The organism is Teichococcus coralli, assembly GCF_009829925.1.
Lineage (GTDB): Bacteria > Pseudomonadota > Alphaproteobacteria > Acetobacterales > Acetobacteraceae > Pseudoroseomonas > Pseudoroseomonas coralli.
The window spans coordinates 169,698-187,312 of record NZ_SNVJ01000009.1 but is presented as its reverse complement, the minus strand read 5'-3'; the positions used below and the strand labels follow the sequence as shown (position 1 = coordinate 187,312).

Annotated in this window: 13 protein-coding genes; 6 read left to right on the top strand and 7 right to left on the bottom strand. The window is 72.6% G+C overall.

Annotated elements, in window-relative coordinates; genetic code table 11:
* Window positions 1-64: 64 nt before the first annotated feature.
* Together E0493_RS12610 and E0493_RS23815 are read right to left on the bottom strand one after the other, a co-directional pair.
* Window positions 65-520: a pseudoazurin gene (locus tag E0493_RS12610; protein ID WP_202397093.1), complete on the bottom strand. Its 456-nt coding sequence runs from the start codon at window positions 518-520 to the stop codon at window positions 65-67.
* 114 nt (window positions 521-634) lie between these two features.
* Window positions 635-4,756: a calcium-binding protein gene (locus E0493_RS23815; RefSeq protein ID WP_302466833.1), complete on the bottom strand. Its 4,122-nt coding sequence runs from the start codon at window positions 4,754-4,756 to the stop codon at window positions 635-637.
* Window positions 4,757-4,952: 196 nt separating this feature from the next.
* On the opposite strand from E0493_RS23815, the gene E0493_RS12570 reads away from it, so the two are divergent.
* The 5 genes from E0493_RS12570 to E0493_RS12550 all read left to right on the top strand — a co-directional run bounded on the left by E0493_RS12570 (window position 4,953) and on the right by E0493_RS12550 (window position 11,716).
* The gene (locus E0493_RS12570) at window positions 4,953-6,176 is read left to right on the top strand and encodes a serine hydrolase domain-containing protein (RefSeq protein WP_160937301.1); all 1,224 of its coding nucleotides are present in this window, start codon (window positions 4,953-4,955) and stop codon (window positions 6,174-6,176) included.
* Window positions 6,177-6,263: 87 nt separating this feature from the next.
* Window positions 6,264-7,004 carry an SDR family NAD(P)-dependent oxidoreductase gene (locus tag E0493_RS12565; protein ID WP_160937300.1) on the top strand — a complete coding sequence of 247 codons (741 nt, stop codon included), beginning with the start codon at window positions 6,264-6,266 and terminating at the stop codon, window positions 7,002-7,004.
* A gap of 256 nt (window positions 7,005-7,260) precedes the next feature.
* Window positions 7,261-7,800: a hypothetical protein gene (locus E0493_RS12560; RefSeq protein WP_160937299.1), complete on the top strand. Its 540-nt coding sequence runs from the start codon at window positions 7,261-7,263 to the stop codon at window positions 7,798-7,800.
* Window positions 7,801-8,073: 273 nt separating this feature from the next.
* A complete protein-coding gene (locus tag E0493_RS12555) occupies window positions 8,074-10,458 on the top strand; it encodes a helicase-related protein (RefSeq protein ID WP_160937298.1) in 2,385 nt (794 codons plus the stop codon).
* Between the two features lie 97 nt (window positions 10,459-10,555).
* The gene (locus E0493_RS12550) at window positions 10,556-11,716 is read left to right on the top strand and encodes an endonuclease/exonuclease/phosphatase family protein (RefSeq protein WP_160937297.1); all 1,161 of its coding nucleotides are present in this window, start codon (window positions 10,556-10,558) and stop codon (window positions 11,714-11,716) included.
* 208 nt (window positions 11,717-11,924) lie between these two features.
* Here the strand turns inward: E0493_RS12550 and E0493_RS12545 are convergent, their stop codons facing one another.
* From E0493_RS12545 to cobD, 3 genes are all read right to left on the bottom strand, one after another.
* Window positions 11,925-13,274 carry a carbohydrate porin gene (locus tag E0493_RS12545; protein ID WP_160937296.1) on the bottom strand — a complete coding sequence of 450 codons (1,350 nt, stop codon included), beginning with the start codon at window positions 13,272-13,274 and terminating at the stop codon, window positions 11,925-11,927.
* A gap of 143 nt (window positions 13,275-13,417) precedes the next feature.
* Window positions 13,418-13,597, bottom strand: a complete 180-nt coding sequence (locus E0493_RS12540) for a hypothetical protein (RefSeq protein WP_160937295.1) — start codon at window positions 13,595-13,597, stop codon at window positions 13,418-13,420.
* A 101-nt stretch (window positions 13,598-13,698) separates the two neighbouring features.
* Complete coding sequence (gene cobD, locus E0493_RS12535; protein WP_235913740.1) at window positions 13,699-14,715, bottom strand: threonine-phosphate decarboxylase CobD; 1,017 nt, start codon at window positions 14,713-14,715, stop codon at window positions 13,699-13,701.
* Window positions 14,716-14,826: 111 nt separating this feature from the next.
* Here cobD and cbiB point away from each other — a divergent pair, with 111 nt between their 5' ends.
* On the top strand, window positions 14,827-15,804 hold the full coding sequence (cbiB, locus tag E0493_RS12530; protein ID WP_160937314.1) for an adenosylcobinamide-phosphate synthase CbiB: 978 nt from the start codon (window positions 14,827-14,829) through the stop codon (window positions 15,802-15,804).
* A gap of 72 nt (window positions 15,805-15,876) precedes the next feature.
* On the opposite strand, the gene E0493_RS12525 is transcribed toward cbiB, so the two are convergent.
* Both E0493_RS12525 and E0493_RS12520 read right to left on the bottom strand, forming a co-directional pair.
* Window positions 15,877-16,056, bottom strand: a complete 180-nt coding sequence (locus E0493_RS12525) for a hypothetical protein (RefSeq protein WP_160937293.1) — start codon at window positions 16,054-16,056, stop codon at window positions 15,877-15,879.
* 80 nt (window positions 16,057-16,136) lie between these two features.
* A complete protein-coding gene (locus E0493_RS12520) occupies window positions 16,137-17,597 on the bottom strand; it encodes a cobyric acid synthase (protein WP_160937292.1) in 1,461 nt (486 codons plus the stop codon).
* Window positions 17,598-17,615: the final 18 nt, after the last annotated feature.

The following is a 17,615-nucleotide window of genomic DNA, read 5'->3' as shown; positions in this document are numbered from 1 at the left end:
GGGCGTCACCGGGACTAAAGGCACAGGCGCGGCGGGGTTTCCCCTGGCGAAGCCCGGGTTGCCGCTATTTCACGGCGGCGAGCTGGCCGTCGAGCGCGCCGAAGAGCTGGCCGAAGACCTGCTTCGCCCGGCCCGGATGCCCGACGCCGCGGGCGGCCGCCTCGTTCTCCAGCGCCCCCACCGCGACCAGCGCCACCATCCCCATGCCGTAATGCGGCTTGCAGCGGATGCCATAGACGCCGGGCTTGTCGAAGGTGATGGTGATCGTCTCGTTCATCCGCCCGGCGAAGGCCTCGGCGCCATCCGGCAGCATGCCGGGAACGGATTCGGCGTTGTGCCCCTTGTCGGTGGCGACGAAGCGCACCGTATCTCCGGGCTGGATGCGGACCAGCGCCGGCTCGAACACCATCATGGCGCCGTTGCCGCCGCGGTTGAGGGCATGAACCTCCACTTCGGCGGCGGCTGCCGGCACGGCGAGGAGCAGCGGCAAGGCCAGGGCGGAGGCAATCAGGCGAGACATCGAGGCGCTTCCCATCTGGGTCAATCGGAAGCCCCATCCTGCCGCCGGGGCTGCGCCGCGTCCTTGATGCAGCGCAAGCGCGGCGCCCCTTTCCGCCACCCGCCCGCCGCCGCCCTACAGCCCGGCGAAGTGCCAGGAATAGAGGTTGCTGACGCCGGTGAGGACGATCTCGAAGTCCGGCGCCAGATCGGCGTTGACGTTGCCGTACAGCACCCCGTTCGCGAAGAGAAGCTGGCCCGCCGCGGTGAAGCTGGTGCCGCCGATCAGCACGAAGGCCTGATCCCCGTCCAGCCCGGTGTTGGCGTCGATGCCCGAGAGGTCGAGCAGGTCCGTATAGGCCGTGGCATTGAAGTCCGTGATCACGTCGCGTGCCGCGCCCAGCCCGACGTCACCGTTGGCGAAGACGAAGCGGTCGTTGCCTGCCCCGCCGGTCAGCGTGTCGGCACCCGGGCCGCCGATCAGGATATCGTTGCCCTCGCCGCCCAGCAGGATGTCGTTGCCCGCGCCGCCGTCGAGCCGGTCGTCACCGCCGCCGCCCTGCAGCGTGTCGTCGCCGCCGAGGCCGGACAGGATGTCCGCGTTGCCGCGCCCGGAAAGCGCATCGTTGCCGGCGGTGCCCGTGAGGACCATCGGCGCAGGCAGCACCAGCACGCCGGAATCCGCTTCGGTTTCCTCCAGGAGGCCGGTCAGGCCGGTGAGCTGGATCGAGCTGTCCGAGAAGCCGTCGCCGTTGATGTCGAGATAGATGGCGGCGCCCACCTGGCGGAACTCGCTCACGCCCGTTCCGGTGAAGGCGGCGGTGCCGCGAAAATGCCCGAACAGCGCCGAAAGATCGAGGCTGTCGCCCGCCCCGAAGTCGGTGACCGTATCGTTGAAGTAGGTGTTCAGCTCGTCCAGGCTCCAGACGAAGCGATCGTTGCCGGCGCCGCCGGTGAGCGTGTCGTTGCCAAGCCCGCCGTTCAGCACGTCGTTGCCGGCGCCGCCGCTCAGCACGTCGTTGCCGGCGCCGCCGCTCAGCACGTCGTCGCCGTCGAGCCCGTTGAGCGTGTCGTTCCCCTCCCGGCCGGAAAGGATGTCGGCCCCGCTTGTGCCGGTCAGCGTCACATCCGGCACGCAGCGGAAGAGTCCCGAGCCGGCGGAAGTCTCCTCCAGCGCGAGCAGCCCGCGCAGGGTGAGCAGCGCGTCCATCAGCCCGTCGCCGTTGCTGTCGAGCGCGACGCCGGTGTTCGACCCGGTGAAGATGCGGATCTGCGCCGAGCCGTCGGCGACGAAGTTGTTGCCGCCGATGAAGCGCGCATGCAGCCCGGCCAGGTCGAGGATGTCCCCGGCAGAGAAGTCGGCGATGACGTCGCCTGCCATTTCCGCGGCACTGGCGATGCGGAAGGTGTCGCTGCCCGCGCCGCCAACCATGTTGTCGGCGCCCAGGCCGCCGATCAGCAGGTCGTTGCCGTCGCCACCCTCCAGGCGGTCGTTGCCGTCACCGCCCTCCAGAATGTCGTTGCCCTCATGGCCGTAGAGCCAGTCGTTGCCGGCGCCGCCCAGCAGGCGGTCGTCGCCGGCGCCGCCGCGCAGCCTGTCGTCGCCGCCGCGGCCATCCAGCACGTCGTTGCCGGCGCCTCCGCTCAGCGTGTCGTTGCCCGCGCCGCCGCTCAGCGTGTCGTTGCCGGCGCCGCCGCTCAGCACCCGGTCGGGCGCCCGCACCAGGATGCGGGAGCCGGCGGCGGTCTCCTCCAGGGCGAAGTCGCCGTCCAGCTCCAGCACCGCCTCCGGGCGGCCATCCCCGTCGGCATCAAAGACCAGAAAGGTCTTGCCGGCATTGGCGCCGCCATAGCTCTCCCAGACGGCGATCTGCGCCCCCGCCCGGGTCAGCCCGTCGGGCGAGAAGGCGAAGTCGGCGAAGGCGGTGAGATCGATCTTGTCGCCGAAGGCGAAGTCGGTGATGCGATCGCCGCGCAGGCCGATCTCGGCGGGCGTCGCGAAGCGGAAGGTGTCGTTGCCCGCGCCGCCGGTCATGGTGTCGTTGCCCGCGCCGCCCACCAGCATGTCGTCGCCGTCGCCGCCGAGCAGGATGTCGTCGCCATCCTGCCCGTTCAGCACGTCGTTGCCGGCACCGCCATCCAGCACGTCACTCCCGCCGCCGCCGCTCAGCGTGTCGTTGCCGCCGAGGCCGCTCAGGCGGTCGTCACCCGCCCCGCCGGCTAGGCTGTCGTTGCCGGCCGTGCCGCTGCGGTCAATGCCGGCGGCAAGCTGCAGCAGCAGCGAGCCGGTGGCGCTTTCGCGCACCGCGCCGGCGTTGCGCAGCAGCACCGTCTGCTCGGCGACGCCGTCCCCGTCGCCGTCGATCTGCAGCAGCGTGCCGCCAGCCACACGGGTCTGCCGGACCTCCGCCCGCACCCCGCTGAAGGCAGCATCGCCGATCCAGGTCAGCCCGTCCGGGCCGGCAAGCAGGATGCTGTCCTCCGCCGAGAAGTCGGTGATGACGTCGGCGGCGCCGGCACCCTGCCGGACATCGATCACAAAGGTGTCCGCCCCGGCGCCCCCGGTCATGGTGTCCGAGCCGGTGCCGCCGTTCAGCACGTCGTCGCCGGCGCCACCATCCAGAACGTCGTCGCCGGAGGCACCGACCAGGATGTCGTTGCCGGCGCCGCCGTTCAGGGTGTCGCGGCCGCTGCGGCCGGTCAGGGTGTCGTTGCCGGCGCCGCCATTCAGCACGCGGTCCTGCGCCACCACGAGCAGCAGGTTGCCGGGGGCGGTCTCGTCCATCAGCAGGCCGCCGGTATGGACGCGCATGCTCGCGTCCGCGATGCCGTCGCCGTTCCTGTCCACCCAGAGAAACTCGCCGTCGAAGCGGATCTCCGCGCGGGTGCCGGTGAAGGCCTGGTCGCTGATATAGGCGAGGCTGCCCAGCATGCGCAGGCTGATGGTGTCCTGCGCATCCATGTCGGTGATCTGGTCGCCGTCCACCTCCTCGGCGGAATAGTAGCGGAAGACGTCCTTGCCCGGCCCGCCGCTCAGGATGTCGCGCCCGAGCCCGCCGACCATGGCGTCATCCCCGGCGCCGCCCAGCATGATGTCGTCGCCGGAGCCGCCGACCATGTTGTCGTTGCCGGTGCCGCCGTCCATGAAGTCGTTGCCGCTGCCGCCATCCATGAAGTCGTTGCCGGCGCCGCCGAACATGCGGTCGTCGCCGCCCAGCCCGCTCAGCCCGTCATTGTCGCCGCCCCCGTCCAGGAAGTCGTCGCCCGCGCCGCCGATCAGGCGGTCCACGCCCTCCGTCCCGGTCAGCACCACCGGCTGCGCCCGGATCAGGATGTTGGAGCCCGTCGCGGTCTCCTGCAGCATGCCGCCGCCCGGCAGGAACAGCGCGATGTCGCCGACCTTGTCGCCATCGCTGTCCACCAGCAGCATCTCACCGCTCTGCCGCACCTCGCCGGGCGCGCCGCTGAACACCTCGTCGCCGATGAAGCGGAGCGTGGCCAGCGCCGAGAGGTCGATGCGGTCGCCGGTCGCGAAATCATGGATGACGTCGCCATTGATCTCGCTCAGGTCGAGGTAGCGGAAGGTATCGCTGCCCGCGCCGCCGAACAGGCTGTCGGCGCCCGCGCCGCCGATCAGCACATCGTTGCCGTCCTCGCCCATCAGCGTGTCGTTTCCGGCGCCGCCCGAGAGCGTGTCGTTCCCGGCACCGCCCGAGAGCGTATCGTCCGCCGCCTCCCCGGTCAGAACGTCGTTGCCGCTGCCGCCGGCGAGCACCTTCGCCACCGCCAGCACGAGGATGCGCGAGCCCGCCTTGCTCTCGGCCAGTCGCAGGGTGCCGTCCAGCGTCAGCACCAGGTCGGCGGCGCCGAAGCCGCGCGTGTCGAAGAGCAGCATGGTGCTGCCGGCGCCATAGCTGACCCGCACCTCGCCCGCGGTGCCGGTGAAGGCGGCCTCGCCCAGGAAGCTCAGCCCGGCAATGGCGGAAAGGTCGAGCTGGTCGCCCGCCGAGAAGTCCACGATGCGGTCGAGATGGACTTCTTCCAGGCTGAGATAGCGGAAGATGTCGTTGCCGGCGCCGCCGTTCAGCACATCCGCGCCACGGCCGCCGATCAGCACGTCATTGCCGTTGCCGCCCCACAGGATGTCGGCGCCCGCACCGCCATCCAGCGTGTCGTTGCCGTCCATGCCGTAGAGGGTGTCGGCCAGAGCCGTCCCGGTGAGCCGCTCGCTCAGCGAGGTTCCAATCAGATTCGCCATCTTGACCTGCCGCCTGAAGGTTTTGTTCAGCGCGCGGCGGGCCTTCTGCCGGCCGTCTGGATTGGCATTAGCACGCGCCGCCGGCAACGCCGCGCCGGCCTGTGCCTCAAACTGCACCCATGGCGCACCGCCTGCCCCCTCGACGCCGGCGGCCATGCGGCCCAGGATCGCGGTCCCTCGCGACGGAGCCTGCCCCATGAGCCTTCCCGCCCTGGTCCAGCCGGAAAGCGTCGGCCTCTGTGCCGCGCGGCTGAAGCGAATCGAGGATTGGTCCGCGCGCCTTGTGGCCGACGGCAAGCTGGCCGGCGTGACCACGCTGGTCGCGCGCCGCGGTGCGGTGGCCCACCTGCACAGCACCGGCCTCGCCGACATCGCGCGCGGCACGCCGATGGCGCCGGACACGATCGTGCGCATCTATTCGATGACCAAGCCGCTCACCAGCGTGGCCATCATGATGCTCTACGAGGAGGGCCGCTTCCAGCTCGACGACCCGATCACCCGCTTCCTGCCCGGCTTCCGCGACATGCGCGTGGCGACCGGCGGCGCGCGCGGCAAGATCGACACCGTCCCCGCCGAACGCGACATCACCTTCCGCGACCTGCTGACCCACACCTCGGGCCTCACCTACGGCTTCATGCAGGCCGGGCTGGTGGACGGCCTCTACCGGGACCAGGGCGTGGACTTCCAGACCGCCGAATCCTCGCTGGCGGAGGTGGTGGAGCGCGCCGCCGCCCTGCCGCTGATCGCCCAGCCCGGCCGCGAGTGGAACTACAGCATCGCCACCGACGTGCTGGGCCACCTCGTCGCCGTCATCTCCGGCCAGCCCTTCGAGGAGTTCCTGCGCCAGCGCGTCATCGCGCCCCTCGGCATGGCGGACACCGACTTCCACGTCCCCGAGGCGAAGCACCCCCGCCTCGCCGCCAACTACGCGCGCGGCGCCGACGGCGCGCTGGCGCTGATCGACGATCCCGCCACCAGCCGCTACCTGCGCCCGCGCAGCGTCTGCTCCGGCGGCGGCGGCCTGGTTTCCACGGCCGGCGACTACTGGCGCTTCTGCCGCTTCATGCTGAACAAGGGCGAGCTGGAGGGCACCCGCCTGCTTGGCCGCAAGACGGTGGAGCTGATGACCGCCAACCACCTGAAGGGCGACATGGCGGCGATGGGCCAGCCGCGCTGGTCCGAGTCCACCGCCGAGGGCATCGGCTTCGGCCTCGGCTTCTCCGTCACGCTGGACCCGGCGCGGGCGCAGATCCTCGGCACGCCGGGCGAGTATGCCTGGGGCGGCGCCGCCAGCACCGCCTTCTGGGTGGACCCGGCCGAGGAGATGGCCGTCGTCCTGCTGACCCAGCTCACCCCCTCCACCACCTATCCGATCCGGCGCGAGCTGCGGGTGCTGAGCTACCAGGCCGTGCTGGACTGATCCGGGCACGGGAGGTGCGCGGGACAGCCGCCACCCCCCGTGCTATCCTGCGGCCTCACGACGCATCCCCGCCCGAGGTCGCCCCCCATGTCGGACGCTCCCCGCACCCTGCTCCTGACCGGAGCGAGCCGCGGCATCGGCCACGCCACGGTGAAGCTCTTCCAGGAGCATGGCTGGCGGGTGCTCACCGTCTCCCGCCAGGCCTTTTCCGAGGCCTGCCCCTGGGCCGGCGGCCGCATGGGCCACATCCAGGCCGACCTCGCCGACCTCGGCGCCATCCCCGCCCTCACCGCCGCCGTGCGCGAGCGGCTGCCGGGCGGCAAGCTGCACGCCCTGGTCAACAACGCCGGCATCTCGCCGAAAGGTCCCGGCGGCCGGCGCCTCGGCGTGGCCGAGAGCGACGCCGACACCTGGACGCGCGTGCTGAACGTCAACCTCGTCTCCACCGCCCTGCTGGCGCGCGACCTGCTGCCGGAGCTGGAGGCGGCGAAGGGTGCCATTGTCAACGTCACCTCCATCGCCGGCTCCCGCGTGCACCCCTTCGCCGGCGTGGCCTACGCCGCCTCCAAGGCGGGACTCGCGGCGCTGACCCGCGAGTTCGCGCACGAGTTCGGCCCGCGCGGCGTGCGCGCCAACGCCATCGCCCCCGGCGAGATCCGCACCGCCATCCTCTCCCCCGGCACCGACGCGCTGGTGCAGGACATCGTGCCGCTGCGCCGCCTCGGCGACCCGCGCGAGGTGGCGGAGACCATCCACTTCCTCTGCACCAACCCCTCCTCCTACATCAACGGCGCCGAGATCCACATCAACGGCGGGCAGCACGTCTGACGCCGCTTCGGGGAAGGCGCCGCCCTCCCCGAGCCCCTCCCGCTGGGGTGACAGTGTCACCCCAGACCCCGCCGTTCGTTATCGCCCCCCCTGGCATGAAGGCGCTGGAACCCGGCCGCACAGCGAAGGGGGAGCGGGAGATCGAAACGAGAGGCGCTGGAATATCCTTGGCAAAAGGAATTTATTCCGCGATCTTGACCTCGTCACTTCCCAAGGTGCGCCCGCTGGTGGGAAAGCCGCTTCTCCTCAAGGCCCGATGCGCCGGCTCGTAACCCGCCTGGGACGCTGGTCCCTCCGCCTCCTCTTTGGCCTGGCCCTGCTGAACCTCGGCTGGGATATCTGGGCCTGGCACGACCGCAACCATGCGGAAGGCGAGCGCCGCTTCTTTCGCGCCGCCGAGCAACCGGCCGACATCGACTACGGCTTGGCCGAGATCCGCATCGTCAACGAAACCGGCCATGATTTCTTAATCGACAGTTTTGTTCTCGACGGTTGGGGCGGACCTTACACACATGAGCCCGCGGAACAGCGGACTCTTGCGCGCGCTGGCGAGCAAGGCTCCGTTCGTGAGGAAGAGCGCCGCCTCGATCACCTTCTCGGCGAAGGGGATCTTGTGCTGAGGAATCCGGAGTCTGGCGCCGAGCGCCTCATTACCTTCCAAGTGGATCGTCGCCGGCCAACCTCCTGCCGCATTGAATTGCGCATCCAGGAAGAGGGCGAGGTGGTCTCGGAGTGCCAGCTTCTTCCGCGGATCCGGCATTCCTTCCGCTGGCTGTTTGGCTCGCCGAACGACTGATCATCCCTCCGCCGTCCCTACTGGGCGGAAGGCGGCTTGCGCGCGCAGACAACCAGCATTCGTTCGAAAAAAAAGGAGATATTCCTGCCCGATCCCGGCCGCGAAGAGGGCCACTGATGGCAGGGTCCGGGGTGGCACAGTTCTTCCCATCGGGCACCCCGGCGGGGGTTCCAAGGGGGCGGCGCCCCCTTGGCCGCGCCGCAACATTGGCTTCCGGGCGGTGTTTTCCGCTAAGCCATACCCCTATGCACCGCAGTCGAGACGAGCCCGCGCATGAATGACGACCCCCACGCCCACGCCCACCCGGCGGAGGCCGCCATCCTGGCGGCGGGCCTGCGGGTCGAGCCGCGCGAGATGCCCCAGTTGATCCGCCGTGTCGCCCGCCGCCTGCCCGCCGACGCCGCGGCGGTGCGGGAAGCCCTGGTCGAGGTGCGGCGGAAATACTGGGCCAAGGCGGCGATGGACCTGGCCAACCGCGCCGGCCAGCCCTGGGTGCGCCGCGCCGATGCCGAGGCCGCCGCCGAGAGCCTGAACGACCCCGAGGCCGACGAGCGCGCCCTGCGCGCCGCCTTGGACGAGGCCGTCGCCGCCCGCCTGCGCGGCACCGCCGCCACGCCCGAGGCCACGCTGGAAATCCTGGCTGGCGAGCTGCTGGAAAGCGGCAAGCCGCTCTCCGGCGAGCGCCATGCCGCGCTGGCCCAGGCCGTCGCCGCCGCGCACGGGCTGAACGCCGCCCAGGCCGCCGACTTCGTGCTCGCCACCGGCCGCGTCGAGGAGCGCCGCCGGCAGGACCTGCGCGCCGCCGAGAAGGCTGCCCGCGAGAAGCGGCGCGAGGAGGTCACCCGCCTGCGCGAATGGGAGCGCGGGCTGGTCGGCGTCGAGGCCCTGCCCGCCCTGCTCCGCGCGTCGGAGCGGGAGGTGTTGCGCTGGGTCGGCGCCGGGCTGGTGCCGGTGGCGCGCCGGCTGCGCGGTGCCCAAAGTGGCCAGAAGGGGGGCGGGCGCGAGCGCTGGGAGTTCGACCCCGCGGAGGTGGCGGCGCTGCGGCGCGAGGTCTTCGCCTGGCGCGAGGCCGAGCGGACCCAGCAGCCCCGCGCGCCCCGCCAGTCTGGCCTGCGGCTGGACCGCGCCGCCGAGGTCGCGGGGCGCGGCAACAAGGTGGCCAATGCCGCCGTCGCCCGCGCCGCCGCGCTCGACCGCTACGCCGCGCATTTCGCCACCGCGCGGGCGCTGATCCGCCGCATCACCATCGTCACCGGCCCGACCAACAGCGGCAAGAGCCACCTGGCGCTGGACCGCCTCGCGGCGGCGGAAAGCGGCCTGGCCCTCGCGCCGCTGCGCCTGCTGGCGCACGAGTTCCGCGAGGCGCTGGCCACGCGCGGCATCGAGGCGGCGCTGGCCACCGGCGAGGAGCGCATCCCCGCCCCCGGCTCCCGCCACCTCGCCGCCACCGTCGAGATGTGCCCCTTCGGCAACCCGGTGGACGTCGCGATCATCGACGAGGCGCAGCTCCTGCACGACCGCGACCGCGGCGCCGCCTGGACCGCCGCCATCATGGGCGTCCCGGCGCGCGAGGTGCTGGTGCTCGGCGCGCCGGAATGCATCCCCATGGTGAAGCGCATCGCCCAGCTCTGCGGCGACGAGGTCGAGGAGATCTCGCTCCAGCGCAAGAGCCCGCTGAACGCCGCGCGTGGTCCGGTCGGCCTTTCCGACCTGCGCGCGGGAGATGCGCTGGTCGCCTTTTCCCGCCGCGACGTCATGGAGCTGCGCGAGCAGCTGGTGAAGCGCGGCCGCAAGGTGGCGGTGGTGTATGGCGCGCTCTCCCCCGAGGTGCGCCGCGCCGAGGCCGCCCGCTTCCGCAACGGCGAGGCCGACATCCTGGTCGCCACCGACGCCATCGGCATGGGCCTCAACCTGCCGATCCGCCGCGTCATCTTCTCCACGCTCCGCAAGTACGACGGCGAGGAGCGGCGCGAGCTGAACGCGCAGGAGGTGAAGCAGATCGGCGGCCGCGCCGGGCGCTTCGGCCACCACGAGGGCGGCATCGTCGCCGTGCTGGCGGGCGCCGGCGACCCGGGCGTCATCAACGCCATGCTGCACGCCGCGCCGCAGCCGCCGGAGGAGCTGCGCCCGCAGGTGCAGCCGGATGCCGAGATCATCGCCGCCGTCGCCGCCGAGATCGGCTCGGACAGCCTGTTCGGCGTGCTCGCCCGCATCAAGCGGGCCGTGCTGCGCAAGGACGACCCCAACTACCGCCTGGCCGACCTGACCCAGCCGCTCGCCATCGCCTCCGCCATCGACGGCGTCGCCGGCCTTTCCCTGCTGGACCGCTGGACCTACGCCATGTGCCCGGTGGACGAGCGCGACGATGGCATCACCCGCCTCGCGCAATGGGCGGTGGAGCACGGCGCCGGCCGTCCGGTGCGGCCGCCGCTGGCCGGGCGCTTGCTGCCGGCCGAGCGCGCCAGCAACGAGGAACTGCAGCGCGCCGAGAAGGTGCACAAGCGCCTCGTCGCCTGGCGCTGGATGGCGCTCCGCTTCCCCGTCGCCTATCCCGAGCGCGAGCAGGCCGAGGCGGAGACGGCGCGGCTCAATGACTGGATCGAGGAGGTGCTGCGCCAGCAGCGCCGGGTGCGCGCGGCGAGCCATCGCGCGGCCTGAGGCGGCACCCCGCCGGCAACCCTCCCGGTCCGCGCCGCTTACTCCCCGGGATGATCTTGCGGAGGCTCCGGCTCCCGCGCGGCGGGAAAGGCTTTCGATGCCCAGAACGAGGCGGCATGGCACCCGGGTCTCCGCCTGGGTCGGCTGGGCGAGGGGCGTGCTCTCGCTGCTGGCCGTGGCGGGACTGACCGTCACCATCCTCCCCCACGCCGAGGCCACCGCCTGGTGGGTGCGCACGCTCGACTTCCCCCGCCTGCAATTCCTCATCGCCCAGGCGGTGCTGCTCGGCCTGCTGCTGGCGCTGCCCCGCCGCCTGCATTGGAGCAGCATGGTGGCGGGCGTCGTGGCTGCCACCGGCGTGGTCTGGCAGGCGGCGGTGCTGTTCCCCTACACGCCGCTATCGCCGGTGCGGATGATGGCCGCCGGTGCGGACTGCCCGTCCGGCAACCGCCTGCGCGTGGTCGCGGCGAACGTCCAGATGACGGACGAGAGCGCCGAGCCGCTGTTCGCCCTGCTCCGCCGCGCCGATCCCGACGTGATCCTGCTGCAGGAGACGGACGCGTGGTGGGCGCAGCACCTGCAGGCCCTCAGCGGGCAATGGCCGCACAGCGCCAAGCAGGTGACGCAGAACTATTTCGGCATGGAGATCCTGTCGAAGTACCCGCTGGTCGATCCGCAGGTGCATTTCCTCACCGACTCCCGCAATCCCTCCATCTTCACCGGCCTCGCCCTGCCGTCCGGCACGGTGGTCCGCTTCTACGGCGTGCACCCGCGCCCGCCGCTGGCGGGCCAGGCCTCGACCGAGCGCGACGGCCAGCTGCTGGCGGCGGCGCTGGCAGCGCGGCAGGACGGCGGGCCCGCCGTCATGGCAGGCGACTTCAACGCCGTGCCGTGGGAGGGGGTGCTGCAGCATGTGGAACGCGTCGGCGGCCTGCTGTCGCCCCGCATCGGCCGCGACTGGGTGCCGACCTTCCGGACCGGCTCGCTGCTGATGACCTGGCCCCTCGACCACATCCTCGCCGGCCCGCGCTTCACGCTCCGGACACTGGAGGCGCTGCCGGACTTCGGCTCCGACCACTACCCGATCCTGGCGGAGCTTTGCTACGCGCCGGAGGCCGCCGCGCACCAGCCGGTGCCCGCCGCCCGGCCCGGCGACATCGCGGCCGCGCAGAAGACCGTCACCGCCGCGCAGAACATGGCCGGGCCGTCGCCGCAACCGGCCGCGGGGAAGCAGGCACCCGGTCCCGCCTCCGACTGAGGGGTTCCGTTCGGGAACAAGGCGGCGGCGGCGCGCGCAACCCTTCTCCCCGCGCCGGCCACCCTGCCGCCATATCGTTGGCGGAGGCGCGCCCCAGGGTATCGGCGGCACGGCCCCGGCCAGCGCACTCCGCCTCCCCCGCCGCCGCCGGGCTGGCGGGCAGCCCCGTGCCGCTCGCCCTCGTCGGTCCGCGGCGCGAGGGTGGCGCTCAGAACTCCGCCTGCATGCGCATCCCGAGCAGCACGGCGTCCCGCAGCCCGCGGCCGCTGGCCTCGTCCGGCTCGCCCGCCGCCGGGTTGATGTACCACTGCGCCAGCGGCCGCAGATGTGCCGGCCCGACCGGAATGTCGTAGTTCACCTCCAGCACCGTCTCATGCCGTCGCACCGGCCGGAACGGGTCGCTGAAGGCTTCGGTGTCCTGGTCGAAGCCGCGCGCCCCCCGCCCGATCCGCGCCTGCGAGACGCCGAAGGAGAGCGTGTCCTCCCGCCGCCCGAAGGCACCGGCCCAGGCGACGCCGACATCCACCTGCAGCGAGACGAGGTTGCGGTCCGAGGGCGCGGCGAAGAGCCGGGTAAAGCCCGCCAGGCTCTGCCCTTCCCCGCGCCAGAGCGTCGCCTCGCCGATGCCGTAGCCGCCGTAGTCGTTGTGGAAGCGGCGCGGCACCCCGCTGCTGGCGGGGTCGGCGAGCGAAAGGCCGTCGGCGTCGAAGCGCTGCGAGTCGAAGCCGCCGCTGTGATACCAGGCGCCCAGCTTCACCACCCAGGGGCGCGGCCCCTCCTCCGGCGCGCGGCCGCCGAGCACCGCCTCGCCGATCAGAAAGGCGCCTCCGACGGTGCTGAAGTTGATCCCATAGCGGTTGTGCCGCTGCGCCTCCGTCTGCTGCCCATAGCGCCCGCCCGGATCGCCCGCGAACAGGCCGAGGCGGAAGCCGCTGCCCTGGTCCGGCGCGCCGAGCGCCAGCCGCACGCCCGGCGCGGCGAAGGGATAGGCCACGCCGCCCGAAGGCAGTCCCTCCGCCAGCGCCACGGGCCAGCCGAAAGTGCCGTTCACCAGGTTGCCGGCCGCATCGGCCACGGCGAACTCGGTATCCGCGGCCAGCTGGCCGAGGCGCAGCGAACCGAAGCCCTCGACCTCCCGCTGCACCCACAACTCCATCAGCCGCACGGAGGAAAGCGCTTCGATGTTGCTCGGAGGCGCCAGCGAGCCGGTCAGCACGGTGGCGGGCTCCTTGCCATAGACGGCGATGGCGCTGGCCCCCAGGCTCCAGCCCGTCAGGCCGGCGATCCGGTCGAAATCGGCCTGCAGCCCGAACTGCAACTGCCCGATCGCCGCCACGCCCTGCCGCAGCCCGCCGCGGAGGTTGGCGAAGGCGTCCACGATGATGCCGCTGCTGAGGCAAAGGCCGGGCGACAGAACCGAGCCCGTTTCGCAGGCTTCCTCGGGTTCCGGCGTTTCCTGCGCCCGGGCGGGCGGCGGCAGCAGGAGCGCGCCGAGCGCGGCCAGCAGCGCAAGAGTCCGGCCACGCGGCGCGCGGGGCGGCAAGTCACCATGTTTCATGAAAGGCTCAGATCCTGGAGATGGGGAACGCCACCGCAAGCCCCGCTTCGCGCCCTGCGCAGCCGGGAGGCTCGGTGACGTTCCCGCCGGGGCGGACGTTACAACATAACATTTACCATGCAAACGACCCGCAGGCGGCCGCCTCAGCGCTCCTGGGCGGCCGCGGCCCGATCCTGCGCGGCGGGCGCCCGCTGCTGCTCCAGCCGCTCGAGCAGCCCGGTGAAGTCCTGCTGGTCCAGCGCGGTCAGGTCGCGCGGCGCGGCGCGATGTGCGGCCATCAGCGCAACAAGATCGGCCGTGCCGCAGGATCGGTGATGGAACATGGCGGATCTCCCTCCTGTCCGATGCCGGGCGAGCATAGGCGCAAGTGATAATGATTCGCAAACAAGCATGGACCCCCACCACCATGACGGCATGAGAAGCTTCAGACCGTTCCGGCATCCCGGCGAAGGTCGAGTGCCTGCTCCAGCCGCGCCCAGGCCGCGGGGTCGCCAGGCAGGCCGAAGCGCAGCCAGTGCGGCATGTCCGCGAAGCGCCGCGTCAGGATGCCGGCGCGGCCCAGCCGCCCGTGCCAGAATGCCGCCTCCCCTTCCGCCAGCCGGAACAGGCGCGTCCCGCCACATACCCGCAGCCCGGCCGCGGCGAGCCGTGCATCCAGCCGCACCACCTCCTCCTCCAGCCGCGCGGCGGCGGCCCTCCGCCAGGGCGCATCGGCGAGCGCCGCCCTGCCGGCGGCCAGCGCCGGGCCCGACACCGCCCAGGGTCCCAGCACGGCACGGATGGCCGCCACGCGCGCCGGCGCCGCCAGCGCGAAGCCCAGCCGCAGGCCCGCCAAGCCGTAGCTCTTGCCGAAGGAGCGCAGCAGGATCAGCCCGGGATGCGGCAAGGCGGAAGCACAGCCCAGCGCCTCCGGCTCCAGGTCCGCGAAGGCTTCGTCCACCACCAGGAAGCCGCCGCGCGCCGCCAGCCGGTCCGCCAGCGCCAGCAGCACGGCGGGCGCATGGCGGCGCCCGTCGGGATTGTTCGGGTTGCACAGCAGGGCACCTCCGGGGCCGTCCAGCGCCTCCAGTTCCGCCACTTCCCGCACCACCGTCCCGGCGGCGCGCCAGCAGGCGGCATGCTCGGCATAGGTGGGGCCGAGAATGCGGAGCTGCGGCAGCGGAAACAGGCGCGGCAGCAGTTGGATCAGCAACTGGGTGCCCGGTGCCGCCGCCACGCAGCCCGTGGCTGGCACGCCATAGGCCGCCGCGGCCGCTTCGCGCAGCGCCTCCTCCTCCCCCGGCTCGGGGAGGCGGGTGAAGGCCTCGGGCGGCCATGGAGGCAGCGGCCAGGACACCGGGTTGATGCCGGTCGAGAGATCAATGAAAGGCTCCGGCGCTCCCACGAAGTGCCGCCGCGCCTCGGCCAGCCGCCCGCCATGTTCCAGGCTGTCCGGCCCCATGCTACCCCCTGCCGCTGAGATCATCCGGGCAAAGGCCGGGGAAATGGATCCCGCCGACCTTTTCCGCCCGGAAGAAACGAACCGAGGCCCCGCGCTAACAGGCGATCCCCCCTGCTGTCCACGTCCCTCCTGATCCTGGCCGGCGCGTTGCTCATCGAAGCCGCGCTGGGCTATCCCGCCCCGCTCTTCGCCGCCATCCGCCACCCCGTGGTCTGGATCGGCGCGCTGATCGCCGCCCTGGACGCCCGGCTGAACCGCCCGTCCCTCGCCTTCGCGCGGCGGCGCCGCAACGGCATGGCGGCGCTCCTGCTCCTGCTGCTCGCCACCATCGCCCCGGCGGCACTGGTGCAGGGCGCCGCGCTCGCCGCCTTGCCCGGCGCCCTGGCGCTGCCCCTTCTGGCGCTGCTCGCCGCCACCCTGCCGGCGCAGCGCAGCCTGCACGACCATGTCCGCGCGGTGGCCGAGGGGCTGGAGCAGCACGGCCTGGAAGGCGGCCGCGCGGCCGTCGCCATGATCGTCGGCCGGAACCCGCAAGCCCTGGACGAGGCGGGCGTCGCCCGCGCGGCGATCGAGAGCCTGGCCGAGAACTTCTCGGACGGCGTCGTCGCCCCCGCCTTCTGGTGCGGCGTGGCGGGCCTGCCGGGCATCGCCGGCTACAAGGCGATCAACACCGCCGACAGCATGATCGGCCACCGCACGGCCCGGCATGAGGCCTTCGGCTGGGCCGCCGCCCGGCTGGACGACGGGGTGAACCTTCCCGCCTCCCGCCTCGCGGCGCTCTGGCTCACCCTGGCGGCGGCACTGACGCGGGGTGCCGAGGCACGCGGCGCCTGGCGGGCGGTATGGCGCGATGCCCGGCATCACCGCTCGCCGAATGCCGGCTGGCCGGAAGCCGCCATGGCCGGCGCCCTGGGCCTCCGCCTCGCCGGCCCGCGCATCTACGGCACGGCCCGCGTGGACGACGCCTGGATGGGTGAGGGCCGCGCCGAAGCGAGCGCCGCCGACCTCCGACGCGCCCTGGCGCTCTACCGGCGCGCCTGCGCGCTGCAACTGGCAGCGGTGCTTGCCCTGGCGCTGCTGGCCTGGTGACGGCGCCCCGCGACCATGTCAGGCGGTGATGCGCCGCCGGCGCGAGGCAGGGCGCGAGGCGGACGACGCTCCTCAGCGCGACTGGCGCGGCACCATCGCGGCAGCGGCGCGCATGCAGCGCGACAACTCGGCGGCGGCGCCCAGTTCCTTCCGCTCGGCGCGGTACAGCGCGACGGCCAGGCTGGCGACACTCGTCCGCCGCAGGGGGGGCCGGCTCCAGGGGCGCGCGATCAGCGCTCGAATACGATCCATTCTTGTTGCTTCCGTTCTGGCGCACCACCGCGCCTCGGCAGCCTGGATGCCATTGTCGCGCTTTCGGTGACCAATCTCATTTAGCGGAGCATCCTTAGGAGTTCATCAACTTTTAGATACTGTTCCAGATGCGTGGCGAGCCCATCCAGCGCCGCCTCCACCGCGGCGCCATGCCCGTCCGGCGCCGCCGCGGCGCCCAGCCGCGCGAGCCAGGCCCGGCGCTGCGCGTCGCCGTCGAAGAAGCCATGCACGTAGGTGCCGGCCACGCGCCCGTCAGCCGAGACCGCGCCATCCACCCGCCCATCCGCGAAGCGGAGCAGCGGCCGCGCCGTATCCGCCCCGCTGCTGCGGCCGATATGGATCTCGTATCCGGTGAAGGGCGCGGCGTCGGCCAGGGTCTCGCCGGCCACGCGCGCCAGGCGCTTGTCGCCCCGCAGCACCGTCTCCACCGCCAGCAGCCCGAGGCCCGGCACCTCGGCCGCCGGTCCCTCCACCCCCTCCGGATCGGCGATCCGCCGCCCCAGCATCTGGTAGCCGCCGCAAAGGCCGAGCACCCGCCCGCCGCGCCGGTGGTGCGCCAGGATGTCGGTGTCCCACCCTTCCGCCCGCAGCGCCGCGAGGTCGGCGATGGTGGCCTTGGAGCCGGCGAGGATGACCAGGTCCACGTTCCCCGGCAGCGCCATGCCCGGGCGGAGCATCAGCAGGTCCACCTCCGGCTCGGCGGCCAGCGGGTCGAGGTCGTCGAAATTGGCGATGCGCGGCAGCACCGGCACGGCGATGCGGCATGCCCCGTCCGTCCCTCCATTTCCCCTTCGCCGCGGCAGGTGGTCGGCGAGGTCCATCGCATCCTCCGCCGGCAACCGCCGCGCGCCGCCGAAATGCGGCACCAGCCCGAGCGGCGCCCAGCCCGTGCGCGCGGCGATCTGCGCCATGCCCTCGGCGAAGAGCGACAGGTCGCCGCGCATCCGGTTGACGATGAAGCCGCACACCAGCGCCGCATCCTCCGGCGGCAGCACCGCGTGGGTGCCGACCAGCGCCGCGATCACCCCGCCCCGGTCGATGTCGCCCACCACCACGACCGGCGTGCCCGTCGCGCGGGCGAAACCCATGTTGGCGATGTCCCCCGCCCGCAGGTTGATCTCGGAGGCCGAGCCGGCCCCCTCCACCAGCACCACGTCGGCCTCCCCGCGGAGGCGCTCGAAGCTGTCCAGCACGAAGGGCAGCAGCGATGGCTTCATGGCCTGGTATTCGCGCGCCCGCGCCGTGGCATGCACGCGCCCCTGCACCACCACCTGCGCGCCCACCTCGCTCTGCGGCTTCAGCAGCACGGGGTTCATGTGCACGCTCGGCTCCACCCCCGCCGCGCGCGCCTGCAGCGCCTGCGCCCGGCCGATCTCGCCGCCGTCGGCCGTCACCGCCGCGTTGTTCGACATGTTCTGCGGCTTGAAGGGCCGCACCCGCAGCCCGCGCCGCGTGAGCGCCCGCGCCAGCCCCGCCACCAGCAGCGACTTGCCGACCGAGGAGCCGGTTCCCTGGAGCATGATGGCCCTGGCAGCCAC

Coding starts and splice junctions, on each gene's coding strand:
- E0493_RS12610 (WP_202397093.1), bottom strand. CDS start 520: ATGTCTCGCCTGATTGCCTCCGCCCTGGCCTTGCCGCTGCTCCTCGCC.
- E0493_RS23815 (WP_302466833.1), bottom strand. CDS start 4,756: ATGGCGAATCTGATTGGAACCTCGCTGAGCGAGCGGCTCACCGGGACG.
- E0493_RS12570 (WP_160937301.1), top strand. CDS start 4,953: ATGAGCCTTCCCGCCCTGGTCCAGCCGGAAAGCGTCGGCCTCTGTGCC.
- E0493_RS12565 (WP_160937300.1), top strand. CDS start 6,264: ATGTCGGACGCTCCCCGCACCCTGCTCCTGACCGGAGCGAGCCGCGGC.
- E0493_RS12560 (WP_160937299.1), top strand. CDS start 7,261: ATGCGCCGGCTCGTAACCCGCCTGGGACGCTGGTCCCTCCGCCTCCTC.
- E0493_RS12555 (WP_160937298.1), top strand. CDS start 8,074: ATGAATGACGACCCCCACGCCCACGCCCACCCGGCGGAGGCCGCCATC.
- E0493_RS12550 (WP_160937297.1), top strand. CDS start 10,556: ATGCCCAGAACGAGGCGGCATGGCACCCGGGTCTCCGCCTGGGTCGGC.
- E0493_RS12545 (WP_160937296.1), bottom strand. CDS start 13,274: ATGAAACATGGTGACTTGCCGCCCCGCGCGCCGCGTGGCCGGACTCTT.
- E0493_RS12540 (WP_160937295.1), bottom strand. CDS start 13,597: ATGTTCCATCACCGATCCTGCGGCACGGCCGATCTTGTTGCGCTGATG.
- cobD (WP_235913740.1), bottom strand. CDS start 14,715: ATGGGGCCGGACAGCCTGGAACATGGCGGGCGGCTGGCCGAGGCGCGG.
- E0493_RS12525 (WP_160937293.1), bottom strand. CDS start 16,056: ATGGATCGTATTCGAGCGCTGATCGCGCGCCCCTGGAGCCGGCCCCCC.
- E0493_RS12520 (WP_160937292.1), bottom strand. CDS start 17,597: ATGCTCCAGGGAACCGGCTCCTCGGTCGGCAAGTCGCTGCTGGTGGCG.